The organism is Crenobacter oryzisoli (assembly GCF_030385785.1).
GTDB classification, from domain to species: domain Bacteria; phylum Pseudomonadota; class Gammaproteobacteria; order Burkholderiales; family Chromobacteriaceae; genus Crenobacter_A; species Crenobacter_A oryzisoli.
In genome coordinates this window covers 20,455-43,451 of record NZ_JAUEDK010000019.1, presented here as the reverse complement: position 1 = coordinate 43,451, position 22,997 = coordinate 20,455, and the positions used below count along the sequence as shown (strand labels likewise).

The window sequence follows — 22,997 nt, the reverse complement described above, 5'->3', positions numbered from 1 at the left end:
TATAGCGATGAAAGTAACGACGACAGATGTTCCGGGCCCCTTAAATCCATTAAGCTTTGTAATAACGGCAGAAATAAGAAGAGCCATAGCCGCAGCAGCCAAGTCGGCACCGAGAGTCTTGGCACTAAATGTCGCGAACATGACTTGAAGAAATGTGGACAGCAATAAAAAGATAATTGGAATTACAATCGGTTCGAATCTGATCTGCAGCAAGTAAGTGAGAGTTTGGGTCATAGGAAGTTCTCGGAAGTGCGCGCTTCAGGGGCATGGTTGTGACGGCTAACGTTGGACGTAACCGACGCCAGAGCTAAGTGGACGGTACCAAGATGCGTTGTATTTAGGCGTCCGGTTGACGAACTGGTCAAAGAGCTTCTTCATCATAGGCGAACGATGAGTGGCCGTATGCCAGCAGGTGCAGGTGTTACACATCGTTTTACTCGATGGCGGAACAGGAACGTTACCAGTGGCGGTGGTATTGGTGATCGAGATTAATGCACCAGCAGGCGTCAAGCCGGTGAAGTGGCAGCTGCTGACTAAGAGCCGCTAACAAAACCGTTCGACAAAGCGTAAGCAAATCAAGGAACAAGCCAGTTTGAGCAGAGCGTAATGGGTGTCCAGTCGTCGCTCGAAGCGAATGCGCAGCTTGCCCAGTGCCGCAAACCAGGCGTGGGTACGTTCAACTACCCAGCGGTGCCGCCCCAGTTTCTCGCTGCTCTCGACGCCTCGTCGGGCGATCCGGGCCAAAATGCCCCGACGTTGAAGGTGTTCCCGGCAGCGGCAGAAATCGTAACCCTTGTCCGCATGCAGCTTGTACGGCCGCCGGCGAGGGCGCCCCGGTAGACCGGGAATGGCCGGAATGGCATCTACCAAGGCATCGAAGACCATCACGTCGTGGCGGTTGGCCCCGGTCACGCTCAGCGCCAGCGGTACGCCGCGGCGGTCGACGATCAGGTGCCGCTTGCTGCCGAGCTTGCCCCGGTCGGTGGGGTTGGGGCCGGTTTGTTGGCCCCCCGGGGGCTGGCGACACTGGCCCCGTCGATGCTGGCGCGGCTCCAGTCGATCTGGTCGCATTGGCGCAGCTGGGTTAGCAAGGCCAGATGCAGACGATCCCAGACGCCTTGCTCCTGCCTGTCGCGCAAGCGACGCCAGCAGGTCATGCCGCTGCCAAAGCCGAGTTCCTGCGGTAGATCTTCCCAAGGGATACCGGTGGTGAGGACAAACAGGATGCCATTGAGGGCAGCCTTATCATCCAGTAGGTTTTGTTAGCGGCTCTAACTACCGCGAGTCTAGTGTGCGTCAAGAAGGACGAAGCGGCTTGGATCTGGTGCTCAGAAATTGAGTGCGAAGGAAGTGCGACGCAAGAGCGAAGAAGGAGCGAAAAAGGAGCGAAAAAGGAGCGAAAAAGGAGCGAAAAAGGAGCGAAAAAGGAGCGAAAAAGGAAACGGCAGCAGACGGTAATAGACGGCCCCTAGTGGGCTGAAACCCTTGCTGCGCAAGCGTTTCGAGTCGTCTGCTATCGTCTGCTGCCGTTGATAGGCTGGTGGAGGCGGCGGGAATCGAACCCGCGTCCGAAAGTCCTCTACAGTGAGTTCTACATACTTAGCCTCGTCTTTTGGATTTAACCGCAGACCACGCCGACGGACAGGCTTGGCTGAGGCGAGTCACCTATTAGTTCGCCCTGGGTCAAGTGACCCGGCACAGAGCTAGCTGATGTAAAGTGACACTGCTGTGGGTTGCCCCACACGGCCCATCAGCGAACCGTTGCAGTGTCTGGCGCGATTAAGCGGCCAGAGCGTAAGTTTCGTCGTTTGCGACTATAGAATTTCAGCGTTTTACGGGGTGACTGAGATCCCGGTATGCCCTCATCTGCTTCGCAACCCCCGTCGAAACCAGGTCGCCCCCAGATGAGTTTTCAGTATATCTGATAATCCCCCTCCGAGCCAAGTGTGGCGCGGTTTTTGCCTGTGCCGGCCGAGTGAGGGGGCTTTTTCAGTCTAGGTGCTTCAGCACGTCGAGGGGGTGGTCGATGAACGCGTCGGCCTGCCAGGCGTGGGGTAGGTCGTCGTCGGCGATGTAGCCCCAGTTAGCGATTAGTGTGCGCATGCCCGTGACGCGCCCCGCTTCGATATCACGCTCGGCGTCACCCACGTACAGGCAGTATTCCGGCGCGATACCGATCACGTTGGTGGCGTGCAGCATCGGGCGCGGGTCGGGTTTTGGTGCTGGCGTTGTGTCGCCGCTGACGATCACCGCTGGCGCAACAGGGAAGGCAAGGGCCTCGACGAGGCGGGCGGTGAAGCGCTGTGGCTTGTTGGTGATAATGCCCCAGGGTAGGCCGCGTTCGGTCAGCTTCACGATTAACTCGGCGACACCATCGAATAGAACGGTTTCTTTGTCGAAGCTGTTCTCGTACTCGTCCATGAAGCGGGCGCGTAGTGCTGGGAAGTCGGGGTGCTCCTTGTCGATGCCGAAGCCAAGCTTGATCAGTGCGCGTGCGCCGTGCGAAGCGATGGGGCGCATCGCCTCGTAAGGTTGCAGAGGTAGGCCGTGCTCGGCCAGCATGGCATTGAGCGCGGCGCCGAGGTCGCGGGCTGTGTCGGCAAGAGTGCCATCGAGGTCGAACAGAACTGCTTTAATCATGTTTCGTCACTAGCTAGGGCATTCGGCCAACCCGAAGGTCGGCCGAAGCGGGTCAGTGGGCAGTCTTGCCGAGGAACAGCTTGTACGCCGGATTGTCGGTCTCCTCGACGCAGGGGTAGCCCAGGGTGTCGAGGAAGCGCTGGAACTCGCCGTTGCAGCTGTCCGGCACCTGGATGCCGACCAGCACGCGGCCGTAGTCGGCACCGTGGTTGCGGTAATGGAACAGGCTGATGTTCCAGTCGGTGCGCATCGCTTCGAGGAAGCGCATCAGCGCACCTGGGCGTTCCGGGAATTCGAAACGGAACACTCGCTCGTCTTTTAGCTGTGGGGCATGGCCGCCAACCAGATGGCGGATGTGCAGTTTGGCCAGTTCGTTGTCGGTCAGGTCTAGGCCGTCCAGATCGTTGGCGCGCAGGTCGGCGATGATGCGACCGACGTCGTCCTTTTTCTGGATCTGCACACCCACGAATACGTGGGCGGTGCCGGCATCGGCGTAGCGATAGTTGAACTCGGTGATGCTGCGGCTGCCGATCACCGAACAGAACTTCTTGAAGCTGCCGGGTTTCTCCGGGATGGTGACGGCGATGATTGCCTCGCGGCGCTCACCCAGCTCCGAGCGCTCGGACACGTGGCGCAGCCGGTCGAAGTTCATATTGGCGCCGCAGGCGATCGCTACCAGCGTTTCGCCGCTGCAGCCCTCGCGTTCGATGTAGGCCTTGGCACCGGCTACCGCCATCGCGCCGGCCGGCTCGGTGATCGAGCGGGTGTCCTCGAAGATGTCCTTGATCGCCGCACAGATCGCGTCGGTATCGACCAGGATGATGTCGTCGAGCAGCTCACGGCAGATGCGGAAGGTTTCTTCGCCGACTAGCTTTACTGCGACGCCATCGGCGAACAGGCCGACATCCTTAAGTTCGACGCGCTCACCTGCTTCGATCGAGCGCTTCATCGCGTCCGAGTCGACGGTCTGCACGCCGATTACCTTGATTTCGGGCTTCAGTCGCTTGATGTAGCTAGCCACGCCGGCCGCGAGGCCACCACCGCCGATGGCGACGAACACCGCGTCGATCGGTCCGGGGTGTTGGCGCAGGATTTCCATCGCTACTGTACCTTGGCCAGCAATGACGTCCGGGTCGTCGAATGGCGGAATGTAGGTGAGGCCGGTTTCTTCGACCAGCTTCATCGCGTGCTGGTAGGCGTCGCTGTACGAGTCGCCGTGCAGCACTACCTTGCTGCCGCGGCTGGCGACGGCGTCGATCTTGATCTGCGGGGTGGTCACCGGCATCACAATGGTGGCGGCGCAGCCGAGCTTCTGCGCCGACAGCGCGACACCCTGGGCGTGGTTGCCGGCGCTGGCGGTGATCACGCCTCGCGCGAGCTGTTCGGCCGTCAGCTTGGCCATCTTGTTATAGGCGCCGCGGATCTTGAACGAGAAGACCGGCTGCAAATCTTCACGTTTCAGAAGAATATTGTTGCCGACTCGGCGAGACAGGTTGGGGGCGAGTTCGAGCGGGGTCTCTTCGGCGACGTCGTATACTCGGGCGGTCAGGATGCGTTCTAGGTAGTCGTGCTTCGCTTGCATGGTATCAGTGGGTCTCTTGGTCTGTCGTTTTCGTTGAGCCATATGCAGCTTCTCTCTGCGTGTTGCGCTTGCGGCAAGCGCGCCGGGCCTAGATTTGCTGGTGGCTTTTATTGAAGTCCAGATTATCAGGCGCCGCCTGGAACTCCAAGCCGTTGCCCTGCACCAAGTCTGCGCGGGCACGGCTTTACGCTGTCCCTCGCCAGGTGTAGGGGGTGTATAATCGCCGCCTACAGTATTTGCCGCCCACCCCTCGTAGTACGTAATGCCAATGAAAAAACTGACCAGCCTGATTGTGGCAGCATCGCTCGCGCTGCCTTCGTTCGCTTTTGCTTCCTCGGCCTTTGTGCCGCCCGCTCCCGACATCGCTGGCAAAGCCTACTATCTGGTGGATTACCAGAGTGGCCAGACCCTGGCTATGCGCGATCCGGATGCCCGCATCGAGCCGGCATCGCTGACCAAGCTGATGACCGCGTACGTGGTTTTCAAGGCGATCAGGGAAAAGCGCCTGTCGATGGATCAGATGCTGACGGCATCGACACGTGCCTGGAAGACCGAAGGTTCGCGGATGTTTCTCGACCCGAAAAAGCCGGCTAGTGTCTCTGACCTGATCAAGGGCATGATCGTGCAGTCGGGCAACGATGCCTGCGTTACGTTGGCCGAAGCCATTGCCGGCAGTGAGGACGTGTTCGCTCAGATGATGACCCAGCAGGCGAAGAAGCTGGGCATGAAGAATACCAACTTCATGAACGCCACCGGTCTGCCGAATCCGAACCACTACACCACGGTTCACGATCTGGGTATCTTGACCGCGGCGCTGATCCACGACTATCCCGAGGATTTCACGACTTACTCGATCAAGTCGTTCACCTACAACAACATCACCCAGCCGAACCGCAACCTGCTGCTGTATCGTGACCCGAACGTTGACGGGATGAAGACTGGCTATACCGACACTGCTGGTTACAACATGGTCACCACCAGCCACCGCGACGGCCGCCGCGTCATCTCGGTCGTGGTGGGTACCGCCAGTGTCGAGGCGCGCGCGGTCGAGAGCGCCAAGCTGCTCAATTACGGTCTGCAGTTCTTCGATACGCCGAAGCTCTACGCCGGGCAGAAGCCGGTGTCGGAAGTGTCGGTGTACAAGGGCGACGCCAACAAGCTGCCGATCGGCTTCGGAGGTGATATCTATGTGACCGTGGCCAAGGGTCAGGCTTCCAAACTGAAGGCCGAGCTGGTGACCAAGCAGCCGGTGATCGCGCCGGTCCAGGCCGGTCAGCAGGTTGGCACTCTGAAGGTCAGCCTGGACGGCAAGCCGCTGCTGGAGCGTCCGGTGGTGGCGCTGAAGACGGTGGGCGAAGCCGGCTTCTTCGGCCGACTGTGGGACAGCATCAAGCTGATGCTGGGCTTGTAAGGCAGGGTAAAGACCTCACCTGACCCGTTGGGCGGCGCGCAGCCTCGCAGCTTGCGCGTCGCCTTGTGGAATCGCTACCCAGTAGCGATGGCGCCCTCAGGTGGCCGGCTTGGCGGGCTGTTGGTTATGGTAAGGTATTGTAAATTAACGATTTGCACGTTAGTGTCGAGTGTGAGGTAAAACCCTGCTTCCGGTCGGGTGGAACGTCGTCCCGCATAGTGCGACAATAAGAGCCGTTAACAAAATTCAATGCAATGTTTGCTGCAAGGCGCGCGCCGACACGCAGGCAGTACAGGTGGTACGGCTAGGAGGCGCAACGCTGCAGCAGGATTTTTGTTAGCGGCGCTAAGCCGTTGTGAATCCGGTCATTGGTGTTAGCCAGTGGCCTATCAGTTGGGCCCAAGTCATGAGTAACAAAGACGATCTGTTCGATTTTCCCTGCCGTTTCCCGCTGAAGATCATGGGTGATCGGCACGATGAATTTGCCGTGACCATCCTTGAAGTGGTGAAGCAGCATGCCCCGGCCACAACTGAGGCAGACCTCGACGTGCGCGAAAGTTCCAGCGGCAAATACCTGGCGCTGACGGTGACCATCACCGCGCATAGTCGCGAGCAGCTCGACGACATCTATCGCTCGCTGACCAGTCACCATATGGTCAAGGTGGTGCTGTAAATGGAACGCCAGGTCAAATGGCTGGGCCGGGTCGATTACGAGCCGACCTGGCGCGCCATGCAGGCGTTCACGGCCGAGCGTAGCGTCGATACTCCGGATGAGATCTGGGTGGTCGAGCACCCGCCGGTGTACACGCTCGGCTTGGCCGGCAAGGAAGAACACCTGCTCAAACACACCGCCATTCCGCTGGTGAAGACCGATCGGGGTGGCCAGGTGACCTATCACGGTCCGGGCCAGCTGGTCGTCTACCTGATGGTGGACGTGAAGCGGCTCGGCATCGGCGTGCGTGAGCTGGTTCGCCGCATCGAGCGCTCGGTGATCGACGTGCTGGCCGATTACGGTGTGACCGGCTACGGTGACGTTGACGCACCGGGCGTGTACGTCGACGGCGCCAAGATTGCCTCGCTGGGCCTGCGCATTCGCAACCACGCGACCTACCATGGCCTGAGCCTGAACGTGGACATGGACCTGACCCCGTTCAGTTGGATCAACCCGTGTGGTTACGCCGGGCTGCAGGTCACGCAATTGAAGGATTTGGCCGGACCGGTGACGCTGCAAGACGTCGCCGAGCGGCTGCTACCGCATCTGGAGCGTCACCTCGCGGTGACGGAGGAGACTGCATGAAGATCGACAACGCCGCCGGCGTGAAACACAAGGGCGCGGACAAGACCGCGCGCATCCCGATCAAGATCGTTCCGCTCGACGAAAAGCTGAAGAAGCCGGAATGGATCCGCGCCAAGCTGCCGAACGGTCAGCGCTTCCACGAGATCAAGCAGATCCTGCGCGAGCAGAAGCTGCACACCGTCTGCGAGGAAGCCACCTGTCCGAATATCGGCGAGTGCTTCAGCAAGGGCACGGCTACCTTCATGATCATGGGCGACATCTGCACCCGTCGCTGCCCGTTCTGCGATGTGGGCCACGGCCGTCCGAACCCGCTGGATGCGAACGAGCCGATCCACCTGGCTGAAACGGTTGCGGCGCTGCGCCTGAAGTATGTGGTGATCACCTCGGTGGACCGCGACGACCTGCGCGACGGCGGTGCCCAGCACTTCGCCGACTGCATCAGCGAAATCCGCAAGCAATCGCCGGGCACCCAGATCGAAGTGCTGGTGCCGGACTTCCGCGGCCGCCTCGACATCGCGCTCGACATCATGACCGCGATGCCGCCGGACGTGATGAACCACAACCTGGAAACCGCGCCGCGTCTTTACAAGCAGGCTCGCCCGGGTGCGGACTACGAGCACTCACTGAAGCTCTTGAAAGACTTCAAGGCCAAGAACCCTAACGTGCCGACCAAGTCGGGCATCATGGTGGGCCTGGGTGAGACCGATGAGGAAGTGCTTGAGGTGATGCGCGACATGCGTGCCCACGACATCGACATGATCACCATCGGTCAATACTTGCAGCCGACCGACGGCCACCTGCCGGTGCTGCGCTATGTGCACCCGGACACCTTCAAGTGGTACGAGGAAAAAGCCTATGAAATGGGCTTCAAGCACGCCGCCGTCGGTGCGATGGTGCGCTCCAGCTACCACGCTGACGAACAGGCGCATGGTGTGGTGAACGAGGCCGTGGCTTGATGGAGCATTGACCCGCCGCCTGCTGGTGGCGAACAAAACGGATTGGTTGCAACCTTGGGGTTGGCCAGTCCGTTTTTTATTGCGCAGCGCGCCGTGGCAGGGGCGCTCTGCGTCACATCTTTGTTCAGCAGCATTGCCGATACATTCGGCAGTGTGCGCGACAAGGTGATTTCTCCGGCCAGCGTTGGCCGAGCCGTCCCGAAGTACTGCACCAGGTACCATGGCCTGCGATGAGCAGGGCAGGCCCGGCCGACCCAACGGAGACATTGGTGGCATTGAAAGGCCAACCCGCCAGCGATTCCGGCGGGTTGGTAACGCAGCAGGCTCAGTAGCTGACGGTATAGGTCACGCCGTAGGTGCGACCACGGCCCTCATAGTAGACGGTCTGCGGGGTGACCAGCTTGCCGTAGTAGATTTGCGAGCGCTGGCTCCACAGGGTCTGGTACTGCTTGTTGAACAGGTTCTGGATACCGAAGTTCAGCGTGCCGACCGGTAGCTTATGGCTGCCAAGCAGATCGAAGATGGCATAGCCCTTGAGCTTGTTGCCCGCTGCATCCGACAGGTCGAACACCTGCTGCCCCTGCAAGCGCAGCGCCGTGTCACCATGGGTCCAGTCGGTAAACAGGCTGACCTTCGACGGGCTGGCGGCCGTTACGTCGCGCTTGCTCCAGTTGCCCTTGCTGTCCTGCTGTTCCGATTTGATCGCGAGGAAGTTGCTGCCGACGCGCCAGTTGTCGTTGAGGTTGTAGGCGACCTGGCCTTCCAGACCGTAGGTGCGGACCTTCTGATTCAGCTCCTTGATCAGCAGAGTCGTCGAGTCATAGCTGAGCGACTTATCCGACCAGGTGTAGAACGGCGCAGCCTGGAGCTGCCAGCCATTGCGGCCGTAGCGCCAGCCCAGCTCGACCTGATGGGTCTTGATGCCGTCGAGTGCGGAGTTGGTGACGCTGACACCCTGGATCAGCTTGCCGGTCGACGTGTAGTTGCCCTGGCCGTACCACTTGGCGGCATCCGGCAGCTCAAAGCCTTCCGAATAGTTGGCCCACACCTGGCTGCCCGGCATCAGCTTGTAGACCACGCCGACGTTCGGTAGCGTGACGTCGTAGCTCTTGCTGCCGCCCGGCACCGCGTCGGCCGACTTGAGGTTGCCGTTGGCGATGTAGATCTGCTGGTTGAATGCGACGAAGTCGTCGACTGAGTTCTTCATGTGCTGCTGGCGCAGGCCGAAGTCGAGGTTCAGCTTGTCGGTGAGGCGCCACTTGGCCTGAGCGAAGGCCGATATGCCGCCTGTCTGCACGCCGGGATAGCGACCGATCTGAGTGGTTTCGTGCAGCTGCATGCCGCCGCTTTGCGAAGCGGTCTTGAAGTCGAACAGCATCTGGTTGGAGTCGAACTCTTCGCGGCTGGCTTCCAGGCCATAGCTCAGGCTGAAGATGTCGCCCCAATCCTTGTTCAGCACAGCCTTGAGGCCGTACAGGTCGGTGTTCTGCTGCGAGGCGCCGTAGTAGAGCACGGTCGGCTTGGTCGAGGTGTAGCCCGGGAAGGGGAAGAAGTCGATCTTCTCTTGGCGGGCATAGCCCTGCACGTACAGCTCCTGGCCACCCAGTATGTTCGGCGCGAAGTAGTCGAACTGCCCCATCAGCCGCTTGGTTCGCGGGGTGCGGTCGGAGTCGAAACCGTCGCGCATCTCAAGCTGGCTTGGGTCGGACTTGTTGCCGTTGAGGACCGGGAACGAGCCGATCAGGTTTTTGCCCATGTAAAGGCTGCGGTCGCCGTCGTAGCCAGAGTCGTAATACTGGGCCATGACGGAGAGCTTCTGCCCGCCGGACAGCTTGAAGTCGAGGTTGCCCAACAGGTCGATAGACTGGTTGTATTGCAGGTCGGTCTGCGTGATGTCGGTGAAGACCTGCTTGCCGTCTGCGCCGTAGACAGCGCCGTTCTTCTGGTAGGCGAGTCCCAAGCGGCCGACGACCCAGTCGTTGCCGCCGCTGACCGACTGCGCAAGCTTCCAGTCGGCATCGTCGCCAGCGTTGAAGCCGGTGCGCACCCCCGCTTCGGTGGTGAAGCGGGCCGGGCCGGCTTCGCCATGCTTGGTGATGATGTTGATAATGCCGCCGGTGGCGCCTGCGCCGTACAGCGCGTTGGCACCGGAGATCACCTCGATGCGTTCGATGTTGAACGGGTCGATTGAGTCGAACTGGCGGCTGAGGTTGCGCGAGCTGTTCAGCGACACGCCGTCGATCATCACCAGTACGCTGCGGCCGCGCATGTTTTGGTCGTTGTTGCTGCGGCCTTGCGAGCCGATGTCGAGGCCCGGCACCAGATTGCCGAGCGCCTCCTTCAGCGGAATGCCAGCCTTGGTCTGTTCCTGCAGTTCTTCGGCGGTGACTACCCAGGCGACACCGGGTAGTTCACTGATCTGGGTCGGTTTGGCGGCGCCTGCCGATACCACGACGTTGTCGAGCGTGGCGCTGTCGGTGGCAAAAGCCGGAATGGCGGCGAAGGTGGCCAGCAGGGCGAGGGGGAGGGAGCGGAGAGGGGTGGCCGGAGCCAGTCTGATCGGATTCATAGTGGGCAGATGATTCGCTTGTAGTTATCGGCAGCTTTGAGGCGACTTGCGCTGGGGTTTGCTGTGTTTCCTCGCCCAGGCAAGGCCGGCGCCATTTTATTTGCAAATGAGAATCGATGCTATTTGATCTGAATAGATGGCGTATCGATTGGTAAAAAAACAACGAAATAGGAATTATTTGCGTTTTGTTTGGCAGGGTGGGCTGCCAAGATCAGGGGAGGGGCCGAAGCGGAAGGTATTCCGCCTCGGCTTAGCTGAATCAGCGTTCGGTGGCGAGGCTGATGTCGCGGGTTTCGCGTAGGCCTAGTACGGCGATGAAGCTCAGCAGCGCAGCGGCGGTAACGTAACCGCCTACCCAAGCGAGCCCTCCCTGGGCGACTAGCAACTGCGCGGCGTACGGCGCAACCGAGGCGCCGAGGATGCCGCCCAGGTTATAAGAGATCGATGCGCCGGTGTAACGCACTTGGGTCGGGAAGATCTCCGGCAGCAATGCGCCCATCGGACCGAAAGTGAAGCCCATCAGGAACAGCTCGATCACCAGGAACAGTGCCACCGCACCAATCGAGTGGCTGCCGAGCAGCGGTGCCATCGTGAAGCCCGACAGCGCGGCGAGCAGCGTGCCGAGCAGCAACACCGGTTTGCGCCCCCAGCGGTCGCAGGCCCAGGCCGACAGCGGTGTGCCCAGCGCCATGAACAGTACGGCGAAGCACAAGAGGCCGAGGAATTCCTGGCGCGAGTAGCCCATTGCGCTGGTGCCGTAGCTGAGCGAAAACACGGTCGAGATATAGAACAGCGCGTAGCACACCACCATGGACAGCGTGCCGAGCAGTACCGGCCGCCAATAGTAGGTCAGCGTTTCGAACAGCGGCACCTTGACGCGCTGATCCTCGCTCATCGCCTTGGCGAACACTGGGGTCTCGGCCAGCTTTAGCCGCACGTACAGGCCGACCAACACCAAGAGCGCGCTGACGAGGAAAGGAATGCGCCAGCCCCAACTCTTGAACTGGGCGTCGCTGAGGACAAGCGCCAGGCCGAAGAACAGACCGTTGGCGACCAGGAAGCCAACCGATGGCCCCAGTTGCGGAAACATGCCGAACCAGGCCCGCCTGCCGGGTGGGGCGCTCTCGGTCGCAAGCAGTGCGGCGCCTCCCCACTCGCCGCCAAGCCCAATGCCCTGACCGAAGCGCAGCACGCACAACAGTACCGGCGCTGCCACGCCGATGCTAGCGTAACCGGGCAAGAGCCCGATCAGCACGGTGGAGATGCCCATGACCAACAGCGATGCGACCAGAGTGGACTTTCGGCCAATCCGGTCGCCGAAGTGTCCGAACAGTGCCGAGCCGATTGGGCGGGCGAAAAAGGCGATGCCGAAGGTCAGGAAGGCGCTGAGCAGCTGTACGGTCTCAGAGCCCTTGGGGAAGAAGGTCGGGCCGATCACCAGCGCGGCGGCGGTGGCGAAGACGTAGAAATCGTAATACTCGATCGCGGTGCCGATGAAGCTGGCGAGCGCAATACGGGCGGTGGAGTTTTCCCCTGGCCGGCTCGACTGATCGAGCGTCAGCGGCGCATTGGTTGTCATGGCGGTTCTCGTGCGTGGGCTGGATGGAACACCGCCTGTTCCGTCGGGCACGGCTGGACGATACCCGGCGGCCCGACCCGTTGCGGATGGCGCCGCAGGGCAGGGGCAGTGCGTGATTCAGCATGGCGAGGCGGGGCGCGGGTAGCGAGGGATGGGCGTCATGCCAGGGCTGAGGCCGGGTAAGCCTTGGATTTAGTATACGAATGGAATGATAAATGCGGCAAGAGTATTGCCTTAATCATGGTGGGTGCCAGCATTGCGCCGATCGGCGGCAAGCCGGGCTGCCAAGGCGTTGCCGTATAATTTCCGCGCCGCCGGAACGGTTGTCGGGCAGCTGGGTCTGATGACGGAATTCAATGCTCGGCCCGATGGTGGCCGAGTCAGCTTTTGGAATGGAGCAAAGGGATGACAGCATGATGCAGGGAGTACGGGTCTGGGATGCGCCGACGAGGCTGTTCCATTGGTCGCTGGTCGCCGGCTTTGCCGGCATGTGGTATAGCGGCAAGCAGGGAGGGGATCTCTTGCAGTACCACATTTGGTGCGGTATTGGCATTGCCGGCCTGTTGCTGTTCCGCTTGCTGTGGGGTATGGTCGGTAGCGACACGGCGCGCTTTGCACACTTCGTGCGTGGCCCGGGGACGATCATGCGGTACCTGAAGGGCGAGCTGGCTGAGCACGAGCAGCCTGGGCACAACCCCCTCGGCGCGCTGATGGTGGTGGCATTGCTGGGCGTGCTGCTGTTTCAAGTCAGCACCGGCCTGTTCTCCGCCGACGTCGACAGTTATCTCTACGATGGCCCGCTGGCGGCGCGCATCGACAGCGGCCTGGCCGAAGCAATTACCGCCTGGCACAAGCTGTCGTTCAATCTGCTGTTGGGGCTGGTCGGGCTGCACGTGCTGGCAATCCTCACCTACAAGCTCGTGAAGAAGCAGAACCTGGTGCACGCGATGGTGACGGGTCGCAAGCCGCTGGGTGGCGTTGCGCCGCGTCTGCGTTTTGCATCGCCTGCGCTGGCGGTGCTGATGGCCTTGCTGTCGGCCGGCGGCGTCTATCTGCTGCTGACCCGCGTCTGAGCCGGTTCGGCCAGGCAGGGTCGGAGACCGGTATGTCAGCGTGGCGGATTTGACGACATGGAGCGGTCCGCTCGGCGCCGATAATGGCGGTGCACCGCATTGCTTATATTTTTTGCATTAATGTGAATCAGGCCCGTATTGCAGGAAACGGGGCTTTTTTAGACCGAAAGGCCGGTGGCCAGTGCATTGGCAGTGCCATGGGCGGCAGAGAAGGCGGGGGCCGGTGGCGTGATTCCGAAGATTTGCCGGGATGCGCGGTATTGCTGGGATGACGGCATCGCTATAGCCGTTGGCAATCGGTTTCGATCGTGGCATAACCATACCCTTGTTGACTGGAGGCCGACCCTTCCTAGAATGAAGCAGACTTAACCTGTTGTTTCGACAACGCATGTCGTTCTCCGGTCTCGCCAGGGAGGTTGCCTGCAATGGGGCACCAACCTGGCGTTTTCGTTAAGTCCAATCGCTGGTTTGCGGAGCCGGCGTCCTGTTTGCTAGCGGCGAGAGCCTTATTCAACTCCAGCAAGGTAAGCACAATGGAAAACCCTCAGTTTGCATTTGCTCCATGGGCTGAAGTATGTCAATCGCAATATTCCAATACATTGAAGGCGTCGAGTATCGGTGTCGAATGCGTGGAAAAGATATTCAACCTGCAGATCAACCTTTTAAAGGACATTGTCAATTCGACCGCAGAGGCCTTCAAGGGGCTCAATGACGTCAAGAATCCGCAGGGCCTGAGCGAGTTTCAAGACGCCTTGACGAAACCCACCCTCGAAAAGTCCATGGCCACCTCGAACGCCATCTACGAGCTCCTGGCCGAGGCACAGCAGCAAATCCTGGCGATTTCGCTTGCACCACTACCCGAAGGCAAGCATCCCTGGGCGTATCACCTCACGAAAAGTGAAGAGACAGCCTTGAAGAAGGGTAGCCAGCGCGCGGCCGAGCAGCTTTAGGGCCGCTAACAAACCCCTCCTGGCCTTGCTGCGCTACCTTGTCGTTCTGCTCGTGTTGTCGAAGGCAGTGCGACTAGCGGGGATTGCTGCGCGGGGTTTTGTCAGCATCGCGTTAGTTGCGATGTTGTTTCACTAATGGCCGGGTGAGCAGATCGGGCCCCCCCCCGGGCTCACCCGATTGCTTTATTGCCGGTTCGATTGAGCGGCGAGCGTGAGCGCATCATCGAGCCGGTCGTTGCCCCAGAACATCTCCCCACGAACAAAGAAGGTCGGTGCGCCAAACACGCCACGGTCCAAGGCTGTGCTTGTCTGTTCGCGTAACCGAAGCTTGGTCGGTTCCGCCTGTGCGGCGTCGATGAGCTGCGCGGCGGGCAAGCCAAGCTGCATGAGCACGTCGCCTACCGCCTCGGGCGAGTCGATGTCCCGGTCTGCGGCAAAGTTTAGCGACATGACGCGTCGACAGTATTCGCCCGCCCACGGCGTATCGGCGCCGATCAGCGCGACCCGTAACGGCAGCAAGGCGCGGCGCGGAAAGGTGGTCGGCCGGGTCCAAGGCAGCCCGTACTTGCGGCATTGGCGTGCCATGTCCTGCCACATGTACTCGCCTTTCGCCTTTTGCTGCAGAAATGGTGAGCTGTCCCAACCGAGGGATTTGAAGATCGGCCCGAGCAGGAACGGTTTCCATATCACCGTCACACCGTGCCGCGCCGCAGCGTCCTCGATGCGCATGACGCTGAGGTAGCTGTAGGTGCTGGCGAACTCGAACCAAAACTCGATTTCGCTGTTCGATTGGGCCGCTTGCGTCAAGGCTGTTTCCATCGTGATGTCTCCCTGCGATCGTCCGCGGTGAGCAAGTGGCTCCGGTGCCGTTCTTCTGCTATGGGGGGGGCGGGGCCGGCGATGGGGGCGAGAGGAATCGGTATTCTCGTGCTTCATGCCGGTTTGCCACCTCAATGGCAATCCCGCTTAGGCAGAGCCAGGTGAGGGCGGCAAGTCGAGGAGGCGATTGCCGGTGGAGGGCTGGCTAGGTGGGGGATTGCCGATCACCCGGTGCTCAGGGTGACCGGCCACTGTGCCGGGCGCTTACTGCTCTGGGCCGCGGAAGCTGTCGTGACACGCCTTGCAGCTTTGCGCTACAGCGCTGTAGGCGCGTTTCACTTCAGCCAGCTGGTGAGTTTGCGCAGCGGTGGCCAGTGCGTCGACCTTGGTGAACAGGTCCTGCTTGTCGGCGTTGAACTTGGCCGGTTCACTCCAGATGGCTGGCTTGGCGCGGCTCTTGCCCTCGATGCTGTTCGGCGGGAAATGCTCGAACGGGGCACGAGCCAGGGTCTTCAGTGCGTCAGCTTGTTTCTGGAACTGATCCGGACGATATGGGTCGCGGCCGCGTACAACTACGCCCATCGGTTCGAAGGTGCGTAGCATGGTTTTGAAGGCGCTGACGCGGTCCTGATAGGGGCTGGCGAAGGCCGTTGCGCTGGCGGCCAGCAGGGTACAGCAGACAAGGAAGCGTTTCATGGTCTGGATTCTGGTTTGTTGGTGAAGACCGGGATGTTGTCGGCGTAGTATGCGCCTGCTCGCCGCAACTGGGCAGACGCATCATCGCACGTATTCTGAAGTCCGGCCGCGGTTCAGAGTGCGTGCACACCAAAAAGTTCGGCCCTGCAAAAGCAGGGCCGGGGGGAGAGGGTGGGTCAGTCCTGCCGGAAACTGTCGTGGCAGGCCTTGCAGGTTTTCTGTACCGCGTTGAACTGGGCCTTGATCGCATTCAGGTCGCCATCGTTGGCGACCTGTTTCAGTTTGGCGGTTTCGGCCTTGTAGTTGTCGATGTCCTTTTGAAACTCGGCCGGTTTGCTCCAAATTTCCGGCTTGGCGTCGGTCTTGCCCTTGTCGCTGCCAGCCGGGAAGTATTGCCACGGTTGCTGCGCGAGCATGTCGAGGTGGGCGGCAAGCTTGGCGAATTCATCCTTGTTGTAAGGGGCTTGGCCTTTGACGGTCTTGCCCATCTGGCCGACGGTTTGTTTGTACTGTTTGAAGACTTCCTTGCGCTGAGTCACCGGGTCGGCGGCAAAGGCCTGACTGGCGAACAGAGCTGTCAGCGCGAGTAGTAGCCATTTTTTCATCGGTTTTTTCCTATTGTCATGACGGTTGAGTCGGCAAAGATTAACACAAGCTTATTTGGCTGAATGTGTGAGAAATGTTAATGCTTGTTAATGTATGATGTTATACAGTAACATGCCGTTGTTCGAACAATCCCCCTCTGTTGTGTACTCATGGATAAGACCGTTTACCTCGATGCCGCACGACGGCATTGCGAGTCGCGTGGCTGTCGTCTGACCGAGTTGCGCCAGCAGGTGCTGGAACTGGTGCTCGAGCACCCCGGTGTAGTGAAGGCCTACCAGATATTGGCCGATCTGCAGCGTGAACGCGGCGTTGCCGCGCCGCCGACGGTCTACCGTGCACTCGACTTTCTGGTGGAGCAAGGACTGCTGCACCGGGTCGAAGCATTGAACGGCTTCATCCTTTGCCATCATTTCGATTGTCCGCATGACGGACTGATTCTGGTTTGCGAGCGCTGTGGTGGCGTCGAAGAGCTGGATGCTACCGGCTGTCTAACGTCGCTGACCGATGCGATGAGCGCGGTGGGTTTCACGCCGCGCGCGCAAAACCTGGTGCTGACCGGTACCTGCAGGAGCTGCCAGGCATGAAGAAAACCCTTGTCAACCTGTTTTCCGGCTTTCTCGGCGTCGGCAAGAGCACTGCGCTGAAGGCGCTGCTTGCGCAGCGGCCTATCCACGAGAAATGGGCGGTGATCGTCAACGAATTCGGCGAAGTCGGTATCGATGCCGCGGCGATCGACGACGGCACCTTGCCGGTAGCCGAGATCGCCGGTGGATGCTTGTGTTGCGTGGCCGGCCCGCAGATGACGGTGACCGTCGCCAATCTGCTGCGCCGCGAGCGCCCGGATCGCTTGCTGATCGAGGCGAGTGGTCTTGCCCATGCCGCCAGCGTGATTGACGAACTGCGCGAGAAACCGCTCGGCGATGCGCTGGAGGTCGGTGTGGTGCTGACCGTGGTCGACCCACGCCAGTTCAGCGATCCCGATTACAACCGCCAGCCGCTGTATCGCGACCAGATCAGCATTGCTGATGTGCTGGTGGCGAACAAGATCGATCTGGCGGACGTCGACACGATGGCCGAGTTCCGCCGTCTTTCGGCCAATCTGTTCCCGGCCAAGACGCTGGTAAGCGAGGTGGTCAACGGCGCCGTCGACGTCGCATGGCTGGATTTGCCGTTGGCCGAAAAGGCCCGTTACCGCCCGGCTGCACCGGCCGAGGCGCACAGCGACTGGCAGTCGCAGGGGTGGACCTTCGACGCCGGCCGCAATTTCGACGGGGCTCGACTCACCCGTTTCTTCGATGCATTGCCCAAACAAGTGCCGTCGCTGGTACGCGCCAAGGGCGTGTTTCGCGTGCTCGACAGCTGGGTGTGGCTCAACTGGGTCGACGGCCAATGGGGCGCAAGCCAAGTGGCGTGGCGGCGAGACAGCCGTTTCGAACTGATCGCCCGTGAGATTGACGCCGATGCGATCGAATCGGCTCTGAATGCCTGTCTGGAATCCTGAAGTTATTCGCAATGAATTTATCTGATTTGACTCCCAGCCTGCTGGCGATGGCCGTCTGGCAGCGCCTGCTGTGGGCTGCGCTGGTGCTGACCGGCCTCTGGGCCGTGGTCGGCTGGGCGCTGGAGGGCAGCGCATGAGTATCGCTCTCGAAAACATTACCGTTTCGTATCAGCGACACCCCGCGGTACACCACGCCAGTGGCCAGTTCGTCGAGGGCGAGTGCACTGCGATCTTCGGCCCGAACGGCGCTGGCAAGAGCACCTTGCTGAAGGCGATGATCGGCGCGCTCAAGCCCGACCACGGCAAGGTACACCTGAACGGTTTCAAGCGTAACGACATCGCCTATCTGCCGCAGCAGTCGGAAATTGACCGAAGCCTGCCGGTGAGCGTGATCGACCTTGTGTCGACCGGCCTGTGGCACCATACCGGCCCATTTGGCCGGGTCGGTCGGGAGGGGCATGCGAGGGTGTGCGCGGCGCTCGAGCAGGTGGGGTTGGCCGAGTTCCAGCATAGGCCGATCTCGGCACTGTCGAGCGGCCAATTCCAGCGCGTGCTGTTCGCGCGCATCGTGGTGCAGGACGCCCGGCTGATTCTGCTCGATGAGCCATTCAACGCGGTAGACGCCAAGACGACGTACGACCTGTTGGAGCTGGTGCGTCGCTGGCGCGATGAGAAGCGTACTGTGATTGCGGTCCTGCACGACTACGAGCAGGTGCGCGCGTACTTCTCGCAGACGCTGCTGATGGCGCGCGAAATCGTGGCTTGGGGACAGACCGAGAAAGTGCTTACCGACGACAACCTGCTGCGCGCGGTCAACCGGGCCGCGCACTGGCAGGAACATGCGCCGGTGTGCCGTGTCGATGGGGAGGCCGCATGATGGTTGCCCATGCCCTGTACGACCTCTTTGTCTCGCCGTTTGCCGACTTCGCATTCATGCGCCGTGCGCTGGCGGGGTGTCTTGCGCTGGCGCTCGGCAGCGGTCCGATCGGCCTGTTTCTGGTGATGCGCCGCATGAGCCTGATGGGCGATGCAATGAGCCACGCAGTGCTGCCTGGTGCAGCGGTCGGCTTCCTGCTTGCCGGTCTGAGCTTACCGGCGATGAGCTTGGGTGGCTTCGTTGCGGGCGTGCTGGTGGCGTTGCTGGCCGGCCTTGCCACCCGTTTCACCAGCCTGAAGGAAGATGCCAGTTTCGCGGCGTTCTATCTGCTGTCGCTGGCGCTCGGGGTGCTGTTGGTCTCGAAATCGGGTAGCAACGTCGACCTGATGCACATCCTGTTCGGTTCGGTGCTGGCGGTGGACCAACCGGCGCTGATCCTGGTGGCGTCGGTGGCCACGGTGACGCTGCTGTTGCTGTCGGTGATCTACCGGCCGCTGCTACTCGAAAGCCTCGACCCGGTGTTCCTGCGTGCGGTCGGCAGCCGTGGCGGTTTCTGGCACATGCTGTTCCTGATGCTGGTAGTGCTCAACTTGGTCGCCGGTTTCCAGGCTCTTGGCACGTTGATGGCGGTCGGCCTGATGATGCTGCCGGCGATCACCGCGCGGCTGTGGGCCAGCTCGGTTGGCGGCATGCTGGCCACCTCGATCGGCGTGGCATTTGGCAGCGGCGTCGGCGGGCTGTTGCTCTCCTATCACTTCGAGCTGCCGTCCGGCCCTGCGATCATCCTGCTGGCGGGGCTGGTGTACTTGTTTTCCTTATTGTTCGGCAAGGTCGGTGGTGCGCTGCCGCGTTATGTCCGGACGCGTCATTTAGAAGGTTGAAGGGGTTGCAATGAAGAAACTGCTGTGGGCTGGCGCGCTGCTCGGTCTGTCCAGTTCGCTCTGGGCCGCGCCGATGCCGGTGGTGGCGAGCTTCAGTGTCGTCGCCGACCTGACCCGCCAGGTCGGTGGTGATCGGGTCGAAGTCAGCTCGCTGGTGGGGCCGAACCAGGACGCGCACGTGTTCCAGCCGACGCCATCGGATGTGAAGAAGGTGGCCGGGGCTAAGGTGTTCGTCGTGAATGGCCTGGGATTCGAAGGCTGGATCAACCGCTTGAGCCATTCGGCCAACTTCAAGGGCGTGATGGTCGAGGGCACCAAGGGGGTGACGCCGCGCAAGGCCGATGAGCAGGAGGAGGGGCACGACGAGCACGGTGGCATCGACCCGCATGCATTTCAGGATCCTGCGCGGGTGCAGATCTACGTGAAAAACATCGCTGCCGGTCTCGCCAAGGCCGACCCGGCCGGCGCAAGCTACTACCAGACGCGCGCGGCCAGCTACACCAAGCAGTTGAAAGAACTCGATGCCTGGGCCCAGCAGCAGTTTGCCAAGGTGCCGTTGGCCCAACGCAAGGTGCTGACTTCGCACGATGCGTTCGGCTATCTCGGTGACCGCTACAAGGTGCGATTCCTTGCGCCGCAAGGCGTCAGCACCGAGACCGAGGCCTCGGCCAAGGGCGTCGCGATGCTGATCAACCAGGTGAAGCGGGAGAAAGTGAAGGCGGTGTTCTTCGAGAACATGACCGATCCGCGCCTCTTGAAGCAACTGTCATCCGAGGCCGGGGTGAAGATCGGCGGCAAGCTGTATTCGGACGCGCTGTCGCCAGCCGACGGTCCGGCAGCGACCTATCTGACGATGTTCCGCTACAACGTCAGCACCATCATGGCGTCGTTCAAATAAACAACGCCCCGCTCAACAGCGGTTCGGCCAGCCTATAGAGGCCGATCGCCGTAACGGCCAGTCCCGCCAGCAGGCGGACTGGCCGTTTTTGTATCTGTGCGCGCAAACGATCGGCGAACGCCCCCATTAGCAGCAGATTGGGTAGGGTGCCCAGCCCGAACGCCAGCATCGTCAGCGCACCACTTGCCGCGTTGGCCGCAGCGAGCGCCGACAGGCTGGCGCTGTAGACCAGCCCGCAAGGGAGCCACCCCCACAAGGCGCCGACCGCAATCGATTGCGCCGGCGAGCGGACCGGCAGCAGCCGGGCAAGCCGTGGCTGGAGTAAACGCCACAGCGGGCGGCCGAACGCTTCGATCCGCGTCACCGCACTCGACATCCCCGCCAGGTATAAGCCCATGCCGATCAGCATCAGATTGGCGAGGAAGTACAGCACCCACTGGAATGGACGGGTGGCAAGCAGCGTCAGTCCGGCTCCGGAGAGGCCGCCGAGCAGGGCGCCGATCAGCGCATAACTGCCGATTCGGCCAACGTTATATCCAAGCAGGAATGGCGCCCGACGCACCCCGGAAGGGAGCTGGAGGGTGAACGCCGTCACTAGCCCGCCGCACATGCCGAGGCAGTGGCCGCCGCCGAGCAAACCGACGACAAACAGGGCGAACAGACTGGTCTCAAGCATGGCGAGCGGAACAGAGATTGTGAGGGAGTGGCGGGTCGATTTTAACAGAGTGGGCCTGGTATCCCGCAGAGAACGAAAAATTGTCCATTTGTCAGACTTGATGTAATCATTTTTTTCTAGCGGTTTATATTATGAGAGATGCGATCAGGACCGGTTGCAGCATCCATTTTTCAGTGGGATGTCGTCCGTAGGGCGGGTTTCTGCGTTTATGGCATGAAACAAGGTGGCATTTTTTGCCGCCTTGATTTTGACTGGTACTGATGGCGTTTCTGGTGGTGGCATAGCTTTACGGCCGGACTGCCTTGCAATTGGGCAGCCCCTGAGCGTCTGACTATTGTGGAGAGCCGTAATGGCGAAATATCTGGTAGTAGAAAAACTAGGCCATACGGCCATCATCACGCTAAACAACCCACCGGCCAACGTGTGGTCGCTGCAGGCGCTGCAGGAGCTGCTCGCGGAGATGAGCACGCTCGACCGCGATCCGAATATCCGATCAGTGGTGATGACCGGCGCGGGCGAGGGCTACTTCTCGGCCGGTGCCGACCTGAAACAGTTTGCCAGCGGCGACGCGGCGCTCGCCGCCGAAGTGGCCGACGCGTTTGCCAATGCTTTTCGCGCGGTGCGCCAGTTCCATGGTGTGACAGTGGCGGCGATCAACGGTTATGCGCTGGGCGGTGGGCTGGAGTGGGCGCTGTCCTGTGACTATATGGTCGCTGAGCGTGGTGCCAAGCTGGGGCTGCCGGAGGCGCGAGTAGGGCTGGTGCCGTGTGCGGGCGGCACCAAGGCGCTGACCGACAAGGTCGGCGTGGCCTGGGCCAAACGTATTGTGCTCGGCGGTGAAACCATCGGGGCCGACAAGGCGCTGGCGATCGGTCTCGTGGAAGAGGTGGTCGACCCGGGCTTTGCCAAGATCGTTGCGGTGAGCCTCGCCAACAAGGTGACGGCGCAGGGGCCGGACGCGGTCAGCGAGGCCGGCAAGCTGATCGAGGCCAGTCAGTTGCGTTCGATCGACGAACAACTTGCGCTCGAAAAGGCCGCATTCCTGCGCCTGTTCGGCCAGAGTGAGCAACGCGAAGGGGTGGCAGCCTTCCTGGCGAAGCGTGCGCCGTCCTGGCAGGGTGCCGGTGAGGACGACGACGAGGAGTGACCGGTTCCGCGCCAACGTCTCAAGAAAAAAGGGCGATGCATGCATCGCCCTTTTTGTCGTCATTGGCAGCGCTTACTTCACCCCGGCCTTGGCCTTCAGGTCGCTGATGTACTGATCGACGCGCTCCTGGCCGATCTTCTGTTCCAGCTGCGGCTTCAGCGCCTCGAGCGGCGGTGCGCTCTCGGTGCGCACGTCGTCCAGCTTGATCACGTGCCAGCCGAACTCGGTCTTCACCGGGGTCGAGGTCACCTGACCCTTCGACAGCTTGGTCAGCGCGTCGCCGAATGGGCCGACGAAGTTGGCCGCATCAGCCCAGCCCAAATCACCACCGTTGGCCTTGCTGCCCGGGTCGAGCGACTTCTCGCGGGCCAGCTGGTCGAACGGCTTACCCTTGCGCAGCGCTTCGATCACTGCCTTGGCTTCGGCTTCGGTCTTCACCAGAATGTGGCGGGCGTGGTAACTCTTCTTGGCCGGCATCTGCGCGACCAGACGGTCATACTCGGCCTTCAGTTGAGAGTCGGTCACCGGGTTGCGGCGCTGGAAGTCGCGGATCGCCTGGTTGGCGAGCGCCATGGTCTGCATGTTTTCCAGTTCGGCACGGAATTCCGGTGTCTTGTCGAGGCCTTTCTTCTCGGCGTCCTGCTTCAGCAGTTCGGCGGTCACCAGCTGGTTGCGCACCATCTCGCGCTGTTGCGGGGTGACCTGTTGGCCCTGCGCTTGCAGCGAGCGCACGATGGCGTCGATGCGGGCCTGGGAAATCGTCGGCACAGCGGCGAAGCTGCTGCCGGCGACGGCGGCCATAAGGCTGGCCGCAACAAGGGTTTTGCGCATGATTGATC

22 protein-coding genes, 1 other RNA gene and 1 pseudogene are annotated in these 22,997 nt (G+C 61.2%); 13 read left to right on the top strand and 11 right to left on the bottom strand.

Translation table 11 applies throughout. The annotated features are described in order from the left end of the window. Positions 1-543 precede the first annotated feature (543 nt). The 4 genes and pseudogenes from QU481_RS11825 to ilvA all read right to left on the bottom strand — a co-directional run. Positions 544-1,253: pseudogene (locus QU481_RS11825) on the bottom strand (IS5 family transposase); the annotation flags it as partial. A gap of 285 nt (positions 1,254-1,538) precedes the next feature. Beyond that, positions 1,539-1,902, bottom strand: a transfer-messenger RNA (tmRNA) gene (ssrA, locus tag QU481_RS11820). Between the two features lie 87 nt (positions 1,903-1,989). After that, positions 1,990-2,640: an HAD family hydrolase gene (locus QU481_RS11815; RefSeq protein ID WP_289830216.1), complete on the bottom strand. Its 651-nt coding sequence runs from the start codon at positions 2,638-2,640 to the stop codon at positions 1,990-1,992. A gap of 52 nt (positions 2,641-2,692) precedes the next feature. Beyond that, the gene (gene ilvA, locus QU481_RS11810; protein ID WP_289830215.1) at positions 2,693-4,264 is read right to left on the bottom strand and encodes a threonine ammonia-lyase, biosynthetic; all 1,572 of its coding nucleotides are present in this window, start codon (positions 4,262-4,264) and stop codon (positions 2,693-2,695) included. A gap of 226 nt (positions 4,265-4,490) precedes the next feature. Between ilvA and QU481_RS11805 the strand changes: the two genes are divergently transcribed. The 4 genes from QU481_RS11805 to lipA all read left to right on the top strand — a co-directional run bounded on the left by QU481_RS11805 (position 4,491) and on the right by lipA (position 7,886). Next, a complete protein-coding gene (locus QU481_RS11805) occupies positions 4,491-5,633 on the top strand; it encodes a D-alanyl-D-alanine carboxypeptidase family protein (protein WP_289830214.1) in 1,143 nt (380 codons plus the stop codon). A 406-nt stretch (positions 5,634-6,039) separates the two neighbouring features. After that, the gene (locus QU481_RS11800; protein WP_289830213.1) at positions 6,040-6,306 is read left to right on the top strand and encodes an HP0495 family protein; all 267 of its coding nucleotides are present in this window, start codon (positions 6,040-6,042) and stop codon (positions 6,304-6,306) included. Continuing rightward, complete coding sequence (lipB, locus tag QU481_RS11795) at positions 6,307-6,930, top strand: lipoyl(octanoyl) transferase LipB (RefSeq protein WP_289830212.1); 624 nt, start codon at positions 6,307-6,309, stop codon at positions 6,928-6,930. Next, the gene (lipA, locus tag QU481_RS11790) at positions 6,927-7,886 is read left to right on the top strand and encodes a lipoyl synthase (protein WP_289830210.1); all 960 of its coding nucleotides are present in this window, start codon (positions 6,927-6,929) and stop codon (positions 7,884-7,886) included. Before lipB ends, lipA begins: the two co-directional genes overlap by 4 nt. 325 nt (positions 7,887-8,211) lie before the next feature. Here lipA and QU481_RS11785 read toward each other — a convergent pair whose 3' ends face one another. Together QU481_RS11785 and QU481_RS11780 are read right to left on the bottom strand one after the other, a co-directional pair. Continuing rightward, positions 8,212-10,455, bottom strand: a complete 2,244-nt coding sequence (locus QU481_RS11785) for a TonB-dependent receptor (protein ID WP_289830209.1) — start codon at positions 10,453-10,455, stop codon at positions 8,212-8,214. A gap of 259 nt (positions 10,456-10,714) precedes the next feature. Continuing rightward, the gene (locus tag QU481_RS11780) at positions 10,715-12,034 is read right to left on the bottom strand and encodes an MFS transporter (RefSeq protein WP_289830208.1); all 1,320 of its coding nucleotides are present in this window, start codon (positions 12,032-12,034) and stop codon (positions 10,715-10,717) included. Positions 12,035-12,447: 413 nt separating this feature from the next. On the opposite strand from QU481_RS11780, the gene QU481_RS11775 reads away from it, so the two are divergent. Further along, entirely contained in the window at positions 12,448-13,107 is a 660-nt protein-coding gene (locus tag QU481_RS11775; RefSeq protein ID WP_289830207.1) for a cytochrome b/b6 domain-containing protein, read from the top strand. Between the two features lie 533 nt (positions 13,108-13,640). Beyond that, positions 13,641-14,057 (top strand): phasin family protein, encoded by a 417-nt coding sequence (locus QU481_RS11770; RefSeq protein ID WP_289830206.1) that lies wholly within the window; start codon positions 13,641-13,643, stop codon positions 14,055-14,057. A gap of 183 nt (positions 14,058-14,240) precedes the next feature. On the opposite strand, the gene QU481_RS11765 is transcribed toward QU481_RS11770, so the two are convergent. From QU481_RS11765 to QU481_RS11755, 3 genes are all read right to left on the bottom strand, one after another. Continuing rightward, complete coding sequence (locus QU481_RS11765; RefSeq protein WP_289830205.1) at positions 14,241-14,876, bottom strand: 2-hydroxychromene-2-carboxylate isomerase; 636 nt, start codon at positions 14,874-14,876, stop codon at positions 14,241-14,243. Positions 14,877-15,140: 264 nt separating this feature from the next. Continuing rightward, positions 15,141-15,572, bottom strand: a complete 432-nt coding sequence (locus QU481_RS11760; protein WP_289830204.1) for a c-type cytochrome — start codon at positions 15,570-15,572, stop codon at positions 15,141-15,143. 176 nt (positions 15,573-15,748) lie between these two features. After that, the gene (locus QU481_RS11755; RefSeq protein ID WP_289830202.1) at positions 15,749-16,177 is read right to left on the bottom strand and encodes a c-type cytochrome; all 429 of its coding nucleotides are present in this window, start codon (positions 16,175-16,177) and stop codon (positions 15,749-15,751) included. A gap of 150 nt (positions 16,178-16,327) precedes the next feature. Here QU481_RS11755 and QU481_RS11750 point away from each other — a divergent pair, with 150 nt between their 5' ends. From QU481_RS11750 to QU481_RS11725, 6 genes are read left to right on the top strand one after another with little or no spacing between them, the layout of a single operon-like run. Beyond that, positions 16,328-16,762, top strand: a complete 435-nt coding sequence (locus QU481_RS11750; RefSeq protein ID WP_289830200.1) for a transcriptional repressor — start codon at positions 16,328-16,330, stop codon at positions 16,760-16,762. Beyond that, positions 16,750-17,679: a CobW family GTP-binding protein gene (locus QU481_RS11745; protein WP_289830266.1), complete on the top strand. Its 930-nt coding sequence runs from the start codon at positions 16,750-16,752 to the stop codon at positions 17,677-17,679. Before QU481_RS11750 ends, QU481_RS11745 begins: the two co-directional genes overlap by 13 nt. 11 nt (positions 17,680-17,690) lie before the next feature. Further along, a complete protein-coding gene (locus tag QU481_RS11740; protein WP_289830198.1) occupies positions 17,691-17,816 on the top strand; it encodes a hypothetical protein in 126 nt (41 codons plus the stop codon). Then, positions 17,813-18,556, top strand: coding sequence for a metal ABC transporter ATP-binding protein (locus tag QU481_RS11735; protein WP_289830197.1), 744 nt, complete (start codon positions 17,813-17,815; stop codon positions 18,554-18,556). Before QU481_RS11740 ends, QU481_RS11735 begins: the two co-directional genes overlap by 4 nt. Further along, a complete protein-coding gene (locus QU481_RS11730) occupies positions 18,556-19,437 on the top strand; it encodes a metal ABC transporter permease (RefSeq protein ID WP_289830264.1) in 882 nt (293 codons plus the stop codon). Before QU481_RS11735 ends, QU481_RS11730 begins: the two co-directional genes overlap by 1 nt. A 10-nt stretch (positions 19,438-19,447) precedes the next feature. Next, complete coding sequence (locus QU481_RS11725; protein ID WP_289830196.1) at positions 19,448-20,335, top strand: metal ABC transporter substrate-binding protein; 888 nt, start codon at positions 19,448-19,450, stop codon at positions 20,333-20,335. On the opposite strand, the gene QU481_RS11720 is transcribed toward QU481_RS11725, so the two are convergent. Further along, positions 20,328-21,011, bottom strand: a complete 684-nt coding sequence (locus tag QU481_RS11720) for a sulfite exporter TauE/SafE family protein (RefSeq protein ID WP_289830195.1) — start codon at positions 21,009-21,011, stop codon at positions 20,328-20,330. The genes QU481_RS11725 and QU481_RS11720 overlap by 8 nt on opposite strands. A 349-nt stretch (positions 21,012-21,360) precedes the next feature. Here QU481_RS11720 and QU481_RS11715 point away from each other — a divergent pair, with 349 nt between their 5' ends. Then, positions 21,361-22,158, top strand: a complete 798-nt coding sequence (locus tag QU481_RS11715) for an enoyl-CoA hydratase (RefSeq protein ID WP_289830193.1) — start codon at positions 21,361-21,363, stop codon at positions 22,156-22,158. Positions 22,159-22,230: 72 nt separating this feature from the next. Here QU481_RS11715 and QU481_RS11710 read toward each other — a convergent pair whose 3' ends face one another. Next, positions 22,231-22,989, bottom strand: a complete 759-nt coding sequence (locus tag QU481_RS11710) for a peptidylprolyl isomerase (RefSeq protein WP_289830191.1) — start codon at positions 22,987-22,989, stop codon at positions 22,231-22,233. Positions 22,990-22,997 lie beyond the last annotated feature (8 nt).

What these genes read in the sequence shown, in the direction of transcription:
- QU481_RS11815 (WP_289830216.1), bottom strand. Translation starts at nt 2,640, where the DNA reads ATGATTAAAGCAGTTCTGTTCGACCTCGATGGCACTCTTGCCGACACA.
- ilvA (WP_289830215.1), bottom strand. Translation starts at nt 4,264, where the DNA reads ATGGCTCAACGAAAACGACAGACCAAGAGACCCACTGATACCATGCAA.
- QU481_RS11805 (WP_289830214.1), top strand. Translation starts at nt 4,491, where the DNA reads ATGAAAAAACTGACCAGCCTGATTGTGGCAGCATCGCTCGCGCTGCCT.
- QU481_RS11800 (WP_289830213.1), top strand. Translation starts at nt 6,040, where the DNA reads ATGAGTAACAAAGACGATCTGTTCGATTTTCCCTGCCGTTTCCCGCTG.
- lipB (WP_289830212.1), top strand. Translation starts at nt 6,307, where the DNA reads ATGGAACGCCAGGTCAAATGGCTGGGCCGGGTCGATTACGAGCCGACC.
- lipA (WP_289830210.1), top strand. Translation starts at nt 6,927, where the DNA reads ATGAAGATCGACAACGCCGCCGGCGTGAAACACAAGGGCGCGGACAAG.
- QU481_RS11785 (WP_289830209.1), bottom strand. Translation starts at nt 10,455, where the DNA reads ATGAATCCGATCAGACTGGCTCCGGCCACCCCTCTCCGCTCCCTCCCC.
- QU481_RS11780 (WP_289830208.1), bottom strand. Translation starts at nt 12,034, where the DNA reads ATGACAACCAATGCGCCGCTGACGCTCGATCAGTCGAGCCGGCCAGGG.
- QU481_RS11775 (WP_289830207.1), top strand. Translation starts at nt 12,448, where the DNA reads ATGATGCAGGGAGTACGGGTCTGGGATGCGCCGACGAGGCTGTTCCAT.
- QU481_RS11770 (WP_289830206.1), top strand. Translation starts at nt 13,641, where the DNA reads ATGGAAAACCCTCAGTTTGCATTTGCTCCATGGGCTGAAGTATGTCAA.
- QU481_RS11765 (WP_289830205.1), bottom strand. Translation starts at nt 14,876, where the DNA reads ATGGAAACAGCCTTGACGCAAGCGGCCCAATCGAACAGCGAAATCGAG.
- QU481_RS11760 (WP_289830204.1), bottom strand. Translation starts at nt 15,572, where the DNA reads ATGAAACGCTTCCTTGTCTGCTGTACCCTGCTGGCCGCCAGCGCAACG.
- QU481_RS11755 (WP_289830202.1), bottom strand. Translation starts at nt 16,177, where the DNA reads ATGAAAAAATGGCTACTACTCGCGCTGACAGCTCTGTTCGCCAGTCAG.
- QU481_RS11750 (WP_289830200.1), top strand. Translation starts at nt 16,328, where the DNA reads ATGGATAAGACCGTTTACCTCGATGCCGCACGACGGCATTGCGAGTCG.
- QU481_RS11740 (WP_289830198.1), top strand. Translation starts at nt 17,691, where the DNA reads ATGAATTTATCTGATTTGACTCCCAGCCTGCTGGCGATGGCCGTCTGG.
- QU481_RS11735 (WP_289830197.1), top strand. Translation starts at nt 17,813, where the DNA reads ATGAGTATCGCTCTCGAAAACATTACCGTTTCGTATCAGCGACACCCC.
- QU481_RS11730 (WP_289830264.1), top strand. Translation starts at nt 18,556, where the DNA reads ATGGTTGCCCATGCCCTGTACGACCTCTTTGTCTCGCCGTTTGCCGAC.
- QU481_RS11725 (WP_289830196.1), top strand. Translation starts at nt 19,448, where the DNA reads ATGAAGAAACTGCTGTGGGCTGGCGCGCTGCTCGGTCTGTCCAGTTCG.
- QU481_RS11720 (WP_289830195.1), bottom strand. Translation starts at nt 21,011, where the DNA reads ATGCTTGAGACCAGTCTGTTCGCCCTGTTTGTCGTCGGTTTGCTCGGC.
- QU481_RS11715 (WP_289830193.1), top strand. Translation starts at nt 21,361, where the DNA reads ATGGCGAAATATCTGGTAGTAGAAAAACTAGGCCATACGGCCATCATC.
- QU481_RS11710 (WP_289830191.1), bottom strand. Translation starts at nt 22,989, where the DNA reads ATGCGCAAAACCCTTGTTGCGGCCAGCCTTATGGCCGCCGTCGCCGGC.